Here is a 15,940-nt window from a genome sequence, read left to right as displayed (position 1 = left end):
GACTTGCCTCCCAAAAGCGGTCATAGCTGATATTCCGCCTGTTCCAGCGCTGCCTCGGTTTCCTTCCGGTTCACCGTAACGATGTGCTGTGTACGAGCACTTTGTTTTGCGGCATCGCCAAGCAGGCCAAGTCGTTTGAGCACATAGAACAGCATGGCGTAGCGGACGGAGAGGGTGCCGTTGCCATGTTCAAGCCCATAATCCTTGACGACAACTTTCTTTTGGCTCTCCGTCAAGTCGGGATGTGGGCCGATGACGACATCAAAGAAATTGTTCCAGAGCCAGTCCTCATCCCCGGAAGCTCCAGGCCTGTCCTTTCGCCCTACATCAAGGATGCGCGGCAGCAGAAAGTCCTTGAACTTGTGCTCAAGATGGCAATAGGCCCGCGCGTGCCAGCGGAAGCCGTCGTAGCCAAAGGCGTGCGGTGTGATCCTGCGCCATATCGGATCAGGCCGCGACCGGTTCATCGACTGATAATAGATGTCCAGCGAAGCACCTTCGCGGGTGGCATCGAGGACATTCCTTAGAACCTCGATATCGATGTCGCGCTTGGGCGTAAGTGCTACATCGGTGTTTGGCAGCACCGCTATCAGCGAATCATGGGCCGGGACGGTCCCTTCTGCGACAGAGCGGAGCTGGGCAAGGTACACATAAGGGTCAGGATCGAGGAAGCGTAGAACAAACCTCTCGGCCGCGACATAGCGCTTGCCGCGTGTGTCGTACACCATATTGCCCGGCGCCCGCTCTTGGTAGAGGGTCAGATCCTTCGACGCTTGCGGAACAGAGACGCCAAAAAAATCAACGATATCGGCGCGGTTGATCGCTCCCTCCCAGAACAGGCGGAACTCGATAAACTCAAGTCGTTGCTCGACGCCCCAGCGCACTGATAGCCTCATAAGGTTAGAAACTATACATACCTTGACAAGGTGTGTGTATAGTTTTTATAAGCATTGGGGCGACGTTAGTCAATGGGGGGTAGTTGCAATGCGATGCCGATATGTCACCGGGCATCCGAGGGTGGTGGTCAGCCTGAGCTTTAGCGCGGCGGTGAACACCGCATCGGCATTGCCCCAACTGTCGACCCAGAACGCGCCCCGAGATGGAGATCGGCCATGACCAATGCGCATCGATCCACCCTGATCGTTAACGGCCGCCTGGCCTCGCGGGAGAGCCGTCTGGCGGCGGGTCGCGACGGTCGCCACGGCCTCCAGATCATGTCCTTCGAGCAGGCCGCCGTCCGGCTGGCGGGCGGCTTCGCCCGCCCTATCGATGATGAGAACCTGCGCGCGGCCATCCAGGCGGCCTTGCGCGCCACGCCGATGGGTGAACTGGAGAGCATCAAGGCTCTTCCCGGCATGATCGACGCGGCAGCCGACACGCTCCACAAAGCCTGGCGCGCGGGCATCGATCTTGCCGCACGCGCGGCGGATCATTCGCGTCTCGACGCTATCGCGCGCCTGGAAGCAGCGGTTCTCGACCAGCTTTCGCCCGGCATGATGCGGCCTCTCGACATCGTCACCGCCGCGACTGCCCGCGTTGCTCATGCGCCGGCGGTCCTCGGCCCCATGGAAATCGTCGGCCTTACTGAACTCTCGCCCTGCTGGCGGCCGCTGCTTCAGGCCCTCACAGACCATATCCCGGTGGAGTGGACGGCCGGCCCGAGGAGCGTTCCGGCATGGCTGGACGGCACGAGCGTTAGCATCACGCGCGCACCGGCGCAAACGCCAGGGATCAGCGCCGTCAGCGCGGCGACCGCCTATCACGAGGCCATCGAGGCGATGCGCTGGGCGCGCAGTCTGCTCGCAACTGGCGTCTCGCCCTCGGAGATCGCCATCGCGACCGCATCGCCCGCCGACTATGACGATCATTTCCTGGCCCTGCGCGCCGACGCGAACATCGACCTGCACTTCGTCCACGGCGTCCGTACCGTCACCACCCGCGAGGGTCAGACGGCCGCGGCGCTGGCCGACATCGTGGTCCGCGGCCTGTCGCAATCCCGGCTGCGGCGCCTCGCGGCGCTCTGCCGGGATAGCGGGCCATTCGAGACCCTGCCCGAAGGCTGGCTGCGGGTCCTGCCGACCGATGCGCCGCTCTCGACGCCGAGTGCCTGGAACCGCCTGCTGGTCCGCTTGACGCCGGAAGACTGGCCCGACGGCGCCGACCACGTTGCGGCGCTGCGCACGGCGGTTGAGACTCTGGCCAAAGGACCTGACGCCGCCAGCGAGATCGGAGAAGCCTTCCTCAAGGGCCGCGCGCTGGCGATCTGGCGCAAGGCTCTGCTCGCAGGCCCCGCCGCCTCGATCGACGCCACGCTGGAAACCCTGAAGCAGGACGACGGGCTGGAAGCGTGCGTCTGCGTCGCCTGGATGCCCGCCAGCGCGCTCGCCGCGTCGCCTCGCCGCTTCGTGCGACTCCTCGGCCTCAATTCCTCGCGCTGGCCGCGCGAGATCGCCGAGGACCGCCTGATCCCGGACCATATCATCCCGACCCCGGTGCTCGATCCGCTGCCGGTCAATCTCGCTGACCGCCGCGATTTCGAGACGATCCTCGCCACGACGGCCGATACCGTCGTTCTCTCGCGCGCCCGGCGCGACAGCGACGGGCGTCTGCTGGGCCGCAGCCCCCTGCTCGCCGGACGTGGCGACGAAACCTATCTGCGCCGCAATGCGACGCCAGCGCACGCCTTCAGCGAAACCGACCGCCTAATGGCCCGGCCCGAGGACTTCGCCGCCGATCCGCAAGCGGTCGGTGCGCAGAGCTGCTGGCGCGACTGGCGGCAGGCGGATATCACCCCCCATGACGGGCTCGTGCGGGCGGATCATCCGCTCGTTCTCGCCATCCTCGGCCGGACCCAGTCGGCCAGCTCGCTGCGCCGCCTGCTGCGCAATCCACTCAGCTTCGTGTGGGTCTATGCCTTCGGATGGCGCGAACCGCAGAGCAGCGCCGAACCGCTCGTGCTCGATGCGCTCGGGATCGGCGATCTCGTCCACATGGTTCTCGATCGCGCCTTGCGCGCCCTCGAAGCTGGAGGCGGTCTTGCCTCCGCCGACGCGGGAACCATTGACACGGCGGTGGCGCAGGCAGCTCAGGCCGTCGCCGCCGATTGGGAGAGCGAGCGTCCGGTTCCGCCGGCCGTCATCTGGGGGCGCACCCTCGACGACGCTCGCGTGATGGCGGGCCGCGCCCTGTCCTATGGCGATGATGTCCTGCCGGGCGCACGCTCCTACGGTGAGGTTCCCTTCGGCGGCTCGGAACCGAAATCTGACGCGGAAACGCCTTGGGATACGACCACGCCGGTCACGATCCCTGACACGGGCTTCAACATCGCCGGCTATATCGACCGACTCGACATCTCAGGCGACGGGAAGCGCGCGCTGGTACGCGACTACAAGACCGGCCGCCCCCCGCGCGGTGAGATCCGGCTGAACGGCGGACGCGAGCTTCAGCGCTGCCTCTATGCCTTCGCGGTGAAGGCGCTCCTCGGCGACGACGTCGCCATCAGTGCCTCGCTGCTCTATCCGCGCGAGCCCGTCGATCTTCAGCTTGACGATCCTGAGGCCGTGCTGGCGGAGATCACAGGCTATCTGCGCGCGGCAAGGGCAAGTCTCGCCGGCGGCGCCGCCCTGCCTGGCCCGGATACCGGCGGTGACTATGACGATCTGGCCTTCGCCCTGCCGGCCAACGCCAGCGCCACTTATTGCAAACGCAAGATGCCGGCCGTGACAGAGCGGCTTGGCGAACTCGCTCAGGTCTGGGAGGCGGAATGATGAGCAGCGTGTCCAAGGTGCTGAAGGACGACGGCGCGCGCCGGGATGCGATTAGCCTCCATGATCGCTCGATCCTGGTCGAAGCCGGTGCGGGTTCGGGTAAGACCGCCGTTATGGTCGGCCGCATCGCTGCCCTGCTGGCCGAAGGTGTCGCGCCGCGTTCCATCGCCGCCGTGACCTTCACCGAACTTGCCGCGAGCGAGTTGCTGTCGCGTGTCCGCGAGTTCGTTACCGACCTTTCGGCCGGCACCATCGCCACCGAATTGCGCGTGGCGCTGTCCGATGGGCTGACCCAGGCTCATCGCGACAATCTTGCCGCCGCCAGCGCCGCGATCGACGAGATCACCTGCTCGACCATCCACGGCTTCTGCCAGCGCCTCATCAAGCCCTATCCGGCGGAGGCCGACATTGATCCCGGCGCCGGCGTCATGGATCGCAACCAGGCCGATCTCACCTTCCTCGAGATTGTCGATGGCTGGCTGCGCGAACGCCTGTCCGGTGGCCAGGGCGTCATCCTGGCCGAGATGGTGCTGCACAGCCCCACCGAAACCGTGGCGCTCATCCATAAGATCGCCGAGAATCTGCGCCGCCGCCCCACGCTCGCGGCCCCGCCCGCCTCCCCGCTTGACGGCCACCTGACGGCGTTCCGACAGGCCGCCACGGATTTCGCTGGCTTCATGGATAGTGTGGTGGCGGCCGAGCCGGAAACGGTGATGATCGTCGAGCGGCTGGCCGAAATGGCGACTGCCTTGGCGAACGGTCCCGATCCCGCGACGCCTGCGGGTCTCGTCCGCCTCCTGACCGCGCGGCCCCACCCGGAGCTTTGCAAGAAGGATGGCGCTTTTTACACCTACCGCAAGAAGGGGAAGTGGGCTGCCGCGGCCAAGCAGGCGGGTCTCTCCAAGGCTGACGGCGACCGGCTGAACGCCACCGCCGAGACCCACTATACCACCTGCTGCGACGCCTGGGTTGGGTTGACGCAGGCCGCCTCCAGCCATGCCTTGGCGGCGCTGATCGACGAAGCGCGCCCGATCCTGCAACGCTATCGCGAGCACAAGCGCGCCAGTGCCCAGCTCGATTTCGACGATCTGATTTTCGCCGCGCGCGACTTGCTGCGCGACCATGATGCCGTGCGCCGTGCTCTGGGACAGCGTTTCGCCCATGTCCTCGTCGACGAGTTCCAGGACACCGATCCCCTGCAAACCGAAATCTTCTGGCGGTTGTGCGGCGAGCCGGTCGATGGCGATGCCGACTGGACCCGGTTCCAAATCCGGCCAGGTGCGCTTTTCCTGGTCGGCGACCCCAAGCAGGCGATCTATCGCTTCCGGGGCGCCGATGTCAGCGCCTATGTGCAGGCGCGCGACGCCTTCCGCGCCCAGGCCCCCGGCAGCCTCCTGTCGATCTCTACCAACTTCCGCTCTTGTGCCTCGATCCTCACCTTCGTCAACGAGCGTTTCGAGGCCGTCCTCTCGTCCGATGGGCAGCCGGGCTTCACCGCTCTCGACCCGTTCCATGACGATCGCGACGGCCTGTGCGTGGCGGCCCTCGATATCGCCGTGGCTGACGAAAGCGGCAAGGCCAGCGCAGAACAGCAGCGCGATGCCGAGGCCGATGCCATCGCCGAGCTGTGCGCCCGGCTGATCGAAAGCCACCCCATCATTGACCGTCGCAGCGGCATGGAGCGTCCCTGCCAACCGGGCGACATTGCCTTGCTGGCGCCGACCGGTGCAGAGCTGTGGCGCTACGAGGAGGCATTGGAGCGTCGCGGTATCCCCGTGGCAACGCAGGCCGGCAAGGGGCTGTTCCGCCGCCAGGAGATCCAGGATCTGATCGCGTTGACCCGTGTTCTGGCTGATCGCCGTGACACGCTGGCGCTCGGCGCGCTGCTGCGCGGGCCTCTGGTCGGCCTTACTGAAGAAGAATTGCTGGATATCATCTGGGCGCTTCCACGTTCGGAGGAAGAGCCGGATCGGATTCCGCGCCTGGATCTCAGCATCGATCCGGCCGTCATCGCCCACCCGCTCGCGCGCGAGATCATTGAGCGGCTGCAATCGCTCTCCCGGCGCAGCAACAGCACGACGCCGCATGCACTGCTCTCGCAGGCCGTGGACGTGATGCGCGTCCGTCCGCTCCTCCTTGAACGTCATCGCGGCCAGGCCGAGCGCGCACTCGCCAATGTCGATCTCTATCTCAGCCTGTCGACTGGTTACGAAGTGCGCGGCCTGCGCGCCTTTGCCGAGGCGATGGCAGCTGCGTGGTCTGAAGAGGCCCGTGCTGTCGAGGGACGGCCCGACGCGCAGGAAGAAGCGGTGGCGCTCTTCACCATGCACGCTGCCAAGGGGCTGGAATGGCCGATCGTCATTCCGGTCAACACCATGACCAGCGTCATGGCGCCCGACAGCGCCGTCATCGACCGCCAGCGCGAGACCTTCTATTGCCCGGTCCTCGGCGTCGCGCCCGAAGGCTACGAAACCGCGCGTCAGGCGGAAAAGGAGGAGCTGGACCGCGAACGCATCCGGCTCTGGTATGTCGCGGCCACCCGCGCTCGCGAACTCCTCGTCCTTCCCCGGCTCGACGTCACGCCGTCGAAATCGGCCTGGATCGGTCTCGTCGATCTGTCGCTCGCCGGCCTGCCAGGCCTGGACGTCTCTCACCTGCCTGCCGGCATCACGGCCGGAGGTGCAGGCGCGGGCAACATGCAGACGCGCGCCAGCTTCGCCGCCGAAGCCGAAGCCATCGCGGCCGCGCAGACGCGGTTGACCTGGCTTGTGCCCAGTCGCGATGAAAGCACCGCCGGGACCGTGTTGCGAGAAGAAGAAGCCGCGCTCTGGACGGGGGCGGCCGACGAGCAGCCTCCCGAACTGGAAGCCGCGGTTCTCGTGCAGGGCGGCCGCGAACGCGGGCTGATCCTCCATAAGCTCATGGAAGAGGTACTGACCGGCGAAACCCCAGAGACGGAGGCTGCCCTAATCGAACGAGCAGCCGACCTTATCCGTACTCTCGGTCAGTCTCCGGTCGCCGACCCGGCGACGGGACTGTCGGCTGATGAACTAGCTGAATGTGTCGTGCGGACGCTGGCCCTGCCCGACATCGCGGCCCTGCGACCGGGTCTGCTGGCGGAATTTCCCGTTTATTCTGCGCAGGCAGCCGACGGCGTGGAAACCGCAAAGGCCGGGATCGCCGACGCCCTGATCCTTACGACCGAGGGCCGCCCCGCCGTCGTTGTTGACTGGAAGAGCGATGTGACGCCGGCGCCGGGGACACTCGATCACTATCGCGCGCAGGTGCGAGCCTATCTCGACATGACCGGCGCCGAGCGCGGACTGATCGTGCTGATGACCTCCGGTTCCGTCATTCCCGTCCTGCCGACGAAGCCGACCGAGAGCGAGGCAGCCTGAGCCCATGTCATCTCTTGCCTGGATCGATTTCGATGAAGCTGAGCGGCAGCGTGCGCAACGCATCATGGCGCTCTTTCAGGAGCGCGAGACCCGCGACGAGCTGGGGCTGGGGGCGATCCGCGATTCCATCGCCGATCACCTCTTTCCGGGTACGAGCACGATCCAGACGCGCCTGCGATACATGCTGTTCATCCCCTGGCTCTATCGGGCGCTGGAGAAACGCGAAGTCCCCGAGGCGCAGCTCCGCGCCGAGGCGCGCGACACCGAAATCCGGCTTGCCGACGCCTTGAAAGCCGGCGGCGAGTCCAACGGCATTATCGGCCGCGATGCGGGACCGCGGCTCCAGCGGCTGCCGAGTTCCGTCTATTGGGCCGGGCTCGGCGCGTGGGGCATCCGGGTCTTTCCCGGCTCGCTCGACAGCTTGTTCGTCACCTTACGGGGCCGTGGCCGTTCGCGCGGCGCATCCGGCGGCGAAGACGCCCTGGCCGGCGCGCAGGCGCCCGCCGTCTGGAATCCGGCCTTGCCGCAGATGCCCGGCGACCTGCTCGAACGCGCCATCTTCCGCCTGACCACGGACGAGGCGCAATTCCTGATCGATCGCCTGGTCGCCAGCCAGCCCACCGCGCTACTCACGATGCTCGCGCGCGAAGGAATCGACGCGGACTGCGACTATATCTGGACGCATCCCCATCTGTCGGCGTTTCCACCTGCCGCGCGCCGCCTAGTCCAGCATGGGGAAATCTTCTCCCATGTGATGCACGGCGCAGCGTTGCTCTACAACCTCGCGCTCAGTGAACTGCGCCAGCGCGACGACTGGATCGACAACTATCGCGGTCGGCTTGACGCCTGGAGCGACGAACTCGATGCTAGCGCCGTCCGCGCGTGGTCGCTCGATGATTTCTGGAGCGTCGTGGAGCACCCGGCGCACGCCGTCCGACCGGCCGCCAAGCGCTTCGTGACCGAGTGGCGTGAGCTGGTTCTTGCCGGGACGGAGCAGGTGCTATCAGCACCCACGGCGCGGCATCTCGTCGAGGAGCGAGAACGCCGGCTCAAGACCAGCCAGTCCCGCTACGCCAATCACGCTGTCCGCGACCGCTGGACCGGCGCATCGGGCGCCGACCGCCTCAGCTTCCGCTGGGCGCAAGCCAAATCCCACCTGCGGGACCTCGCCCATGCTGAATAGGCGCAGCCTCGATCCCGAACAGCGAACGCTCTACGGTGCCAATCTTCAGCCACCGGCGGGCTACGTCTTCGACGCGGCGGTCGCTACGACCTTCTCGCTCGACTTCGAGACCACGCTCGCCGTGCCGGTCAGTCTGGCGCTCTTCGCCGCCGAGAACCGCGACGACATTCTCTCTCACCCTCTGGCGCTGCTGGAAGGGGCCGAGCGCATCGCCGGCCGCCTCGTCGTCTTTACCGACGCCGGCCATATCCAGGCGAGCGCCCGGCCGCATTCTCGCCTTTGCTCTTTGCTCGAACGCATCATCGTCGAGGTCGCCACCCCTCAAGGCGGGGCCTTCCATCCCAAGATGTGGGCGCTACGCTTCACGCCGCTTCGGCCCGAAGACCCGGCGCGCCTGCGCCTGCTCATCCTCTCCCGAAACCTGACGCGCGACCGCTCCTGGGATATTGCCGCCACCCTCGACGGCGTGATCACCAAGCAGCCCAAAGCCGTAAACCGCCCGGTCGCCGACTTCCTTCGCCAGCTCCCGAACCTCGCGACCGCCGGTGCTCCCGATGGAACGAAGACTCTCGTCAATGCACTGGCCGAAGACATGCGGCGCGCCGAATGGAGTCTGCCCGAGCCGTTCCAGAGTGTCTCCTTCGCGGTCAACGGCCTCGGCGGCAAGCCATGGCGCCCGGAACCCTGCGCTCGGCTGGGCGTGGTGTCACCGTTCTGCGACGATCAGACCCTGTCGATGCTCGCTGGCCTAGCCAGCGCCGAAAAGCCCATTTTCATCGGGCGATCCGACGAACTCGCTCAGGTGCCCGGCGTCACGTTGGATGGCTTTGCCCGCGTGGCCGTGCTCGACGAGATGGCTGCCACGGAAGATGGCGAAGAGGAGGACGCGACGGCCCTGCAAGGGCTCCACGCCAAGGCGTTCATCGCCGAGCGCGGCTGGGACACCGCGATCACCGTCGGCTCAGGAAACGCCACCCGGCCGGCGCTGCTGACCGGCAGCAATGTCGAGATCTTCACGACCCTGACTGGCAAGCGGTCGCGGGTCGGAAGCGTCGAGGAAATCCTTGGCGACAAAGGATTCGGCCGGCTGACGCGGCCGTTCGTCCGCGACGAGACGAGCGCCGCCGATGCCGCACAACGAGCCGCCGAGGCGCGTTTGGACCAGGCCCGGCGCGAGATTCGCCGCAGCGGCCTCAAGCTCTGTTGCGAGCGTGGCGAGCCCGCCGCCGATGGCTCGCCAGTCTGGCGGGTCTGGCTGGTCCCGTCCGAACCGCTTCCGCTTGCCGGGGTCGGCGTCTTGCGTGTTTGGCCCATCACGCGGGGCGAAGGGCATGCACGCGATGTGCTCGAGCCGCTTCGGCAGGGACAACCCGCCGACCTTGGCGCAATGCCCTTGGTCGACCTCACGCGCTTCCTCGCTTGTCACCTGACGGACGAGACGGAAGACGTCTCGATCCTGTTCAGCACCGGGCTCATGATGGAGGGACTGCCGGCCGAGCGTCACGCAGCCATCCTGCGCTGGGTGATCGACAGCAAGGACGCCTTCTTCCGCTATCTCCGTCTGCTCCTCTCCGAATTAGGCGATCCCTTCGCAGCCGCCCTTGCAGCGCAGGACGGTGCGGGTCAGGGAGCCTGGCGCGTGGCAAGCGATGACGCGCCGATCCTCGAGGAGATGGTTCGGGCCTTCTGCCGGGGCGGCGACCAGCTCCGCGCCATCGAACGGCTGATCGCGCGCCTAGAAGCCGGCGACGGCGTCGATACCGATCCGATTCCGGCTGAGTTCCGCGCGCTCTGGAACACCTTCCGAATTGCGCTCGCCACCCAGGATGCCGCTCATGCCGAATAAACGGTTCCGCGCCGATGCGGCGCTCGCTCCTCTCAAGGCATTTCAGCGGCGCACCGTCGATTATGTCTTCGATCGGCTCTATGGCCAGGACGATCCAGTCCGCCAGTTCCTGGTCGCCGACGAAGTCGGCCTCGGTAAAACGATGGTGGCGCGCGGGGTCATCGCCCGCATGATCGAGCACCTGTGGGACACCACCAAACGGATCGACATCCTCTACATCTGCTCGAACCAGGCGATCGCCGCCCAGAACCTCAACCGCTTGAACGTCCTTGGGCGGCGCGAGCTGGCCTTGCCAACCCGCATGACCCTCGTTCCCCTGCAACTGCGCGACCAGGTGGGCCTCGACGCCAACAAGGTGAACTTCATCAGCCTGACGCCGGGCACGACCTTCGATCTGCGCTCCGCGACGGGCGTGACCCAGGAACGCGCTCTGCTGTGCCATCTCCTGCGCGATCTCGTGACGCGCCCGCGGGGCCTGCACAACCTGTTGCAGGTCACAGCCGGCATCGACGGCTGGAACAGCGCCGTGGACAATCTCACCCTCGAAGGCGTCGACAAGCGCATCATCGAGCGCTTCCGCCGCGACGTGCAGGCGGATCGCGACCTCTTCGAGGAACTCGAACGGGTTTGCGAACTCTTCCCGCGCCGCCGGGACGCCTATCCCCCGGAGATGACACAGCCCCGCAACAGCCTGGTCGCCCGACTCCGCGCCAAACTGTCCCATGCCTGCGTGGACGCGCTGCAACCCGACCTCATCATCATGGACGAGTTCCAGCGGTTTCGGGATCTGCTGCACGGCGACAGCGACGCGGCAATCCTCGCGCGCGAACTGTTCGACTATTCAGGAGGCGACGGGCACGCCGCCCGCACCCTGCTTCTCTCCGCCACGCCCTATCGGATGCTCACGCTCGCCGGCGACGAGCCAGACGAAGGCGATCACTATCAGGACTTCCTGGAGACACTGAGTTTCCTCTACGGCCGGGAAAAGGGGCCGGAGGTGACGGCCACGCTGGCGCGAGAAATGCGCGCCTTCCGTGGTCTCCTGCATGCCCTGCCGCAGTCACACGCCTCAGCGGTCGAGACCCGCCAGATCATCGAACGGCGCCTGCGCCGGGTGATCGCGCGAACCGAACGGGTCGCGTCCACGGTCGAGCGCGACTCCATGATGAGCGAGCCCGCCGTCACAGTCTCGGTCGCGCCCGCCGACCTCGCGCAGGCATCGGCCGTTTCCCAGGTGGCGCGCACGCTCGATGCCCCCGAGATCATCGAATACTGGAAATCCTCGCCCTACCTGCTCAACTTCATGCGCCACTACAGCCTGAAACGGCTGCTGGAAGACCAGGCCAACGCTCCTTCGGCCGCGCTCCGCACCGCAATCCAGGCGGCTCGACCGGCCATGCTCGATCACGACGCCATCGACGCCTACGCGCCGCTGGACCCTGCCAATGGCCGCATGCGCGCGATCATGGACGACATCTTCGGCCTGCACCTCGAACGAAATCTCTGGCTGCCTGCCGCTATGCCCTACTACGGCGACCCGAGATCCGGGGCGCCGCTGACCAAGGCGCTGATATTTTCGTCCTGGTCCATGGTGCCCGACGCGGTCGCAGCCCTCCTGTCCTACGAAGCCGAACGGCGAATGGGCGTTGGCGAATCCGGCCGACGCTATTTCGAGCAGCATCGCCTGCGCCCCTTGCAGTTTCGGCAGGATCACGGTCGGCTCGCGGGTCTGCGCGCGCTGCTGCTGATCTATCCTTCGCCATCTCTGGCCGAACTGGCCGATCCGCTGGCAGTGTTCAGCGAAACCGAGACCGCCTTGTCGCTGGAGGGAATGCGCGCCGCTGTGGGCGACCGCCTCAAGCCCGCCCTCGGTGCTATGAAGGAAGGCGCGGCGTCGCATCAGGACGCTCACAGCGCCGAGTGGGCCGCCCCAGCCGTGATCGATGACCTGCTGGGCGCGCGATCCCGCGCCTGGCTGGAAGCGCCCCACGGCATGCGCGCCCTGGCGAGCGAAGACGCCTTCCACGATCATATCGCCGAACTGGCGGCAGCGGTGAAGACGCACGACATCGGCGCTTTGTCCGACGATCTTTCGGACCTGCTGGTTGACGTCGCGCTCGGCAGTCCGGCCGTCTGCGCGCTTCGCGCCCTCAAGCGGATCGCGCCCGAGCTGGCGTGGGATGATCCACGCTTGCTCAGCGCCGCCGCTGAAGTCGCCTGGTCGTTCCGGGCGCTGTTCAATCAGCATGACGCGGTCGCCTTGCTGCGACGGGATACCGACGATCACTACTGGCGCCGCGTGCTGGCCTATTGCGCCCAGCACAACCTACAGGCCGTCCTGGACGAATACGCACATTACCTCGTCGATGCCGAAGGTCTCGGCGCCCGCCCAGCAGACGACCGCGCAATCGGTGTCGCTCGCGCCATGGCCCGGGCCCTCGCTATCCGCCCGTCGCAGATCGACGTCGATGACGTGCAGGTCGATGGCGAGTCCCTCGCCATCAGCAAGTTCCAGATGCGCGGACGCTTCGCGATGCGGCTCGCCGACTACAAGGACGAAGACGGCGCCGTCGCGCGGCTCGGAGGCGTGCGTGACGCCTTCAACTCACCATTCCGGCCGTTCGTTCTCGCCACCACGTCGGTCGGCCAGGAAGGGCTGGACTTCCATCCCTATTGCTATCGCGTCTATCATTGGAACTTGCCGGGCAACCCGGTGGACCTTGAGCAGCGCGAAGGCCGCGTCCACCGCTTCAAGGGCCATGCCGTGCGCCTCAATCTGGCCGAGCGCCAGGTCGCGATCGTCAGGGGCCGTGGGCAGGCTCCTGACGATCCGTGGAAGCTCATGTTCGAGCACGCGCGATCCGAGGCGCCGGTCGATACCGATCTCATCCCCTATTGGATCTACGAAGGTTATGTGCGGGTTGAACGGCGCGTGCCGATGCTGCCGTTCAGTCGGGAAGTCACGCGCCTCGCCTGGCTCAAACGCAGTCTCACGGTCTATCGTCTAGCCTTTGGTCAACCCCGACAGGACGATTTGCTCGAGTACCTCCAAACCCTGACCGGCGACGGCATGGACTCTCAGCTGCTTGCCGAACTGCAAATTCGGCTCGAACCGGGAATTCTCGATGATCCAGAACTATAGTCCTGTCGCGATTGCTTGTCGTCAGGCTTGGGGCGCAACTCGCCGACATAGAGTAACAATCGGCGTCGAACTTCCGGACGCGGCAAACGGCACCGGGGATGGGCCGATATCGCCGTCAGGCCACGATGGAGCGCGGCGGTCGTTGCCGTCCCCGCTGCATGGATCTGGTCCAGCATCCAAAGAACCCCGTGGCATTCGACCGCTTCCGCGGCTGCGAGCTGGCGCAGCGGGCCATCGCCGGTGAGCAACAGCCACGCGCGCTTTCGCGCAAGCGTCAGTGCGAGGCTAACCAGTCGCCGTCTCGCGAGGATGGACGGCGAGCTCATCGCCCATAAGGAACATCAAGGTGTCGATGGCTTTGGGCTTCAGATAGCCCAGTGAGCGGACGGCCTCCTCGGCGAAGTGGGGAGCCGGCGGCACCACCATAACGGGCATCCTTGCGGGTGCTACAGGCTCCACCTTCGATAATGGCTTCTTCCTGAACCCACCGAACACCATAGGACTACTCCTCGTCGAAAAACGATCGCTGCTGGTCTTGGACACTCTTGAAGCTGTCCAAGATAGGGTGGATCTCGCGATCTGACATGGGAGGCGAGATCTTCATCCCGTTGAACTCGAGGACTCTCAAAACGATGTGTTTCTTCGGTCCCTTGGGCCCTTGAACGTAGGCCCACTGCACCTTCATGCTGTCCGCGATCCGAGTCGCGAGTTCCCGCCGGGAGACCATCTCCCAGAACCGCTCATCCTGGATGGTAAAGTATCGGGAATGCCCGCCTTGATCGGTGCCCTTCCAACTCCTTGACTTGTCTAGTCGGCGCCAATTGGGGGAGTCACCCGTGATGTTTTCGATTGCCACAATCCAGTCGTCGCCGTCGGCGCTCTCCGGGAGTTTGCTGATCCGTTGGAAGTCGGAGCGCTTTATCGGGAAGGTGGGGGACCGGCTGAATCCGATGCCTTTTAGGTCCGGCACCTCCCGGCAGGCATCATAGAACTTCCGTTTCGCGAGCAAAGCCTCGGTCAAAGCGGGTGCGAATGGCAGCCGGTCGATATCCTCGTTATCCTCCTGCAGGAACCACTTCACCGCTGCGACGGTGACGGTTGACGCTGCTGTGCACAGGGCCTCCTTGTCCTCGCCGTAGGACTGCAGTTGCTCCATGGACGATCGGATAGAACTCACCACGTCTTTGCCGAGTTCGGTCGCACTCTTGGAGATGAGCTCCTGGAATAGGCCGGAGCCGAAATCGCCCAACGGGCCAGACAGAATGGCGACTAGCGCGACCGCACTCACCGATTTTACGTTGATGCCGAGCCGTGAGAGGAAGGTACCTTCCTCCGGCGGTATGACGACGATCTCGTATACGAAGGCGCCGCCGAAGAGTTCTTGATTTATGACCTCGGCAATCTGGCTCGCATTCTCCGCGGTCTCGACGAACGTCCGCAGAGGTATGACATGCCTGGGCAAGTCAAAATGGATAGGCAACAGCTGCCCGTATTCGATATCCTGGATGCTCCCCCGCCAAGCGCACGATTTATTGTGCGCTTACAGGAGCGTACTGAAAAATACCTCAATGGAAAACTGGGTATGTTTAGGGCTAGTTCCTAGCGCAGCGCCCACACCGCTCGACGAATGACCGGCTGGCTGAACCGCCGGCCTGACCGTCTAGGGCGAGTGTCCGCTTTGAGCTTCTCGAAGCGGATGGGGGAACGGCCGGAATGAGGGCGCAAAGCGGACACGTGAATCCTGAAGTTGTAATTATCTTTTAATTTCAATATAGTAGGAGTTCGCTGATTTGTTCTGACCGGCGCGCCATTTTCATGACTTGGCTGACATTATCCAATTGGTGCTTGTTTCAAGCAGACGAGCGGCTGTGCGGCGAATCGCAGTATCAGTCATGAGGAACAGCTTCCATTCCAGCGGCCGGTGCGACGCTTTCTGGAACGAGCGAATTGAGGATTTTGGCCAACTCGACGGCGCCGTGCGCGACCTGAGCGGCGCCGGCCCCTGCGAGAAGATCGGCACGGCCGGGCCTGGGATCGTTTTCATCCACGAAGCCGATGGCCCGCATGCCGGCCGAGCCCGCCGATGCGATCCCATGCGGGCTGTCGTCGACCATGATGCAGTGTGAAGGCGGCACCGCGAAGGCCTTGGCGCAATGGAGCAACAGGTCCGGCGCCGGCTTGGGTCGTGGCACGGCCTGGGCGCTGAATATGTGAGGCGCAAAAAGAGGCCACAGCGAGGTCCGGCCGAGGCTCGCCTCCAAGCGGGCAAAGGTGCTGTTGGACGCGACACACTTGGGGACGGACAGCCCGGCGACCAATTCGACCATGCCTGCCATCGGTTTGAGCGACACGGCGAATTCGGAATAGAGACTTGCATGCCAGCGCGAAAACACGGCATCGACCTCGTCGAGCCCGTAGGTTTCGGCGCAAATGCGGCGGATGTCGCTTTCGGCATTGCCGGTAAAAATCCTGTGCGATTCCCCAGGCGTTATGGCAATGCCGGCGCCCTGCAGCGCCACGGCCAGCGTGCGGCTGGCGATGGGTTCACTGTCGATCAGGACGCCATCGCAGTCGAAGATGATGAGTTCGGGAGTGGTCATATAG

At 65.2% G+C, this 15,940-nt stretch carries 9 protein-coding genes; 5 read left to right on the top strand and 4 right to left on the bottom strand.

All coding sequences use genetic code 11. The annotated features are described in order from the left end of the window. Window positions 1-20 precede the first annotated feature (20 nt). Window positions 21-884, bottom strand: a complete 864-nt coding sequence (locus NO932_RS00840) for a WYL domain-containing protein (protein ID WP_309209141.1) — start codon at window positions 882-884, stop codon at window positions 21-23. 228 nt (window positions 885-1,112) lie between these two features. Between NO932_RS00840 and NO932_RS00835 the strand changes: the two genes are divergently transcribed. The 5 genes from NO932_RS00835 to NO932_RS00815 are packed head-to-tail and all read left to right on the top strand — an operon-like array spanning window position 1,113 to window position 13,336. Next, window positions 1,113-3,767, top strand: a complete 2,655-nt coding sequence (locus tag NO932_RS00835; protein WP_309209140.1) for a PD-(D/E)XK nuclease family protein — start codon at window positions 1,113-1,115, stop codon at window positions 3,765-3,767. Beyond that, window positions 3,767-7,165, top strand: a complete 3,399-nt coding sequence (locus NO932_RS00830; RefSeq protein WP_309211099.1) for a UvrD-helicase domain-containing protein — start codon at window positions 3,767-3,769, stop codon at window positions 7,163-7,165. Before NO932_RS00835 ends, NO932_RS00830 begins: the two co-directional genes overlap by 1 nt. 4 nt (window positions 7,166-7,169) lie before the next feature. Continuing rightward, window positions 7,170-8,348 carry a DUF6361 family protein gene (locus NO932_RS00825; RefSeq protein WP_309209139.1) on the top strand — a complete coding sequence of 393 codons (1,179 nt, stop codon included), beginning with the start codon at window positions 7,170-7,172 and terminating at the stop codon, window positions 8,346-8,348. Next, the gene (locus NO932_RS00820; RefSeq protein ID WP_309209138.1) at window positions 8,338-10,194 is read left to right on the top strand and encodes a phospholipase D family protein; all 1,857 of its coding nucleotides are present in this window, start codon (window positions 8,338-8,340) and stop codon (window positions 10,192-10,194) included. The genes NO932_RS00825 and NO932_RS00820 overlap by 11 nt, the downstream gene beginning before the upstream one ends. Then, window positions 10,184-13,336, top strand: a complete 3,153-nt coding sequence (locus tag NO932_RS00815; protein ID WP_309209137.1) for a helicase-related protein — start codon at window positions 10,184-10,186, stop codon at window positions 13,334-13,336. The genes NO932_RS00820 and NO932_RS00815 overlap by 11 nt, the downstream gene beginning before the upstream one ends. Window positions 13,337-13,621: 285 nt before the next feature. Here the strand turns inward: NO932_RS00815 and NO932_RS00810 are convergent, their stop codons facing one another. The 3 genes from NO932_RS00810 to NO932_RS00800 form a co-directional block, all read right to left on the bottom strand. Next, complete coding sequence (locus NO932_RS00810; protein WP_309209136.1) at window positions 13,622-13,762, bottom strand: hypothetical protein; 141 nt, start codon at window positions 13,760-13,762, stop codon at window positions 13,622-13,624. A 76-nt stretch (window positions 13,763-13,838) separates the two neighbouring features. Next, window positions 13,839-14,816 (bottom strand): hypothetical protein, encoded by a 978-nt coding sequence (locus NO932_RS00805; protein ID WP_309209135.1) that lies wholly within the window; start codon window positions 14,814-14,816, stop codon window positions 13,839-13,841. Between the two features lie 406 nt (window positions 14,817-15,222). Then, on the bottom strand, window positions 15,223-15,936 hold the full coding sequence (locus NO932_RS00800; RefSeq protein WP_309209134.1) for an HAD family hydrolase: 714 nt from the start codon (window positions 15,934-15,936) through the stop codon (window positions 15,223-15,225). Window positions 15,937-15,940: the final 4 nt, after the last annotated feature.

The sequence above is a fragment of the Pelagibacterium sp. 26DY04 genome, from assembly GCF_031202305.1.
Classification (GTDB): Bacteria; Pseudomonadota; Alphaproteobacteria; order Rhizobiales; family Devosiaceae; genus Pelagibacterium.
This window is presented reverse-complemented; position numbering and strand designations above follow the sequence as displayed.